Origin of the sequence: Dietzia cercidiphylli (genome assembly GCF_014145145.1) — a bacterium.
GTDB lineage: Bacteria > Actinomycetota > Actinomycetes > Mycobacteriales > Mycobacteriaceae > Dietzia > Dietzia natronolimnaea.
The window spans coordinates 1-1,165 of record NZ_JAALEA010000133.1 but is presented as its reverse complement, the minus strand read 5'-3'; the positions used below and the strand labels follow the sequence as shown (position 1 = coordinate 1,165).

General features: G+C 74.3%; 1 protein-coding gene. It reads right to left on the bottom strand.

The window, feature by feature from the left end:
* Positions 1-999 (bottom strand): GAF domain-containing protein (locus G6028_RS05565; RefSeq protein WP_338404154.1); only part of this gene is annotated, 999 nt, incomplete at its 3' end.
* Between the last annotated feature and the right edge of the window lie 166 nt (positions 1,000-1,165).

Here is a 1,165-nt window from a genome sequence, read left to right as displayed (position 1 = left end):
CCCCGGACCCGACGTGTCCGCCGGACCCGTGGACCCGGGCGGGGACGTCGTGCCCGGCGTGGAGGTGGAACCCGGGGCGGACGTCATGGCCCGCGTCGAGGTCGAGCCCGGGGTGGAGCCGGGGCCCGGGGAGGAGGTGCTCCGCAGCGTGGGCGCGGGGTGCTGGTCGGGGAACGTCAGGTCGAGCAGGTGGCCGCGGCGGCCGACCCGGCTGGACAGGACCCCGACCGTCCCCACCGAGAGTTCCACGACGTCGCCCACCTCGTCCTGCTCCACCAGCCGCCGGAGTCTTGCGATGTCCCGGGAGGCCAGACGTTCCAGGCTCGAGTGCGAGGCCAGCACCACCTCGTCGCCGAACGCGCAGGTGGCGGCGTCGGAGGATCGGGTGCGTTCGACGAAGCGGTGCCAGAGTTCGCGGTCGTCCGCGCGGGCGGTGTCGACGTAGCGGGCCTCGATGTCCGCGACGATCTTCCGCACGAACGGCGCGAACATGCGGGAGGCGTCGGCGCTCATCCCCGTCAGATCCACCGCCCCGACCAGGCGGCGGGTGAGCGGGTCGACGATCGGGTGCCCGTAACAGGCGAAGTCGCGCAGGACCTCCGCGAAGTGCTGCTCGCCGTGGATGAAGACCCCGGCGCGGGTCTCGAGCGCCGTGCCGATGCCGTTGTTGCCCACCGCGTCCTCGGTGAGGGTGGCACCGTCGTCGACTCCCCGCCGCAGGAGCATGCGGGAGATCCGGGCGTTGTCGCGCACCGAGCGGATGACCCGGCCCTCGCGGTCCGCGAGCAGGAGCATGGCTCCGGTGTCCTTGAGGACCTCGTCGAGGTCGTCCATCACCGGTCGGGCGGCCTCGGCGAGACGGTGGGACCGGGAGGCGTGCGGATCGGGGGCACCGGGGCGCGCGCTCTTCGGGGTCAGTCCGCACGAGGCGGACCGGCGCCAGGACAGGTCCACCGGGTCCTCGCCGGGCGCGACGGGGGAGTGGACTGTCTGGGTCACGGGGCACCTCCGGCCGGATGAGGGGTGTGACTCACACCATACGCAAGCGGGCGGCGGGGTGATCCCAGGGCTCGGGCGATCGGGATCCCGGGGCTCGGGCGGCGGCTCAGTGGCTCCGGGCCGCGTGGGCCGGGTGCACCAGATGCGCGGGGAGCCCGGGCGCGCG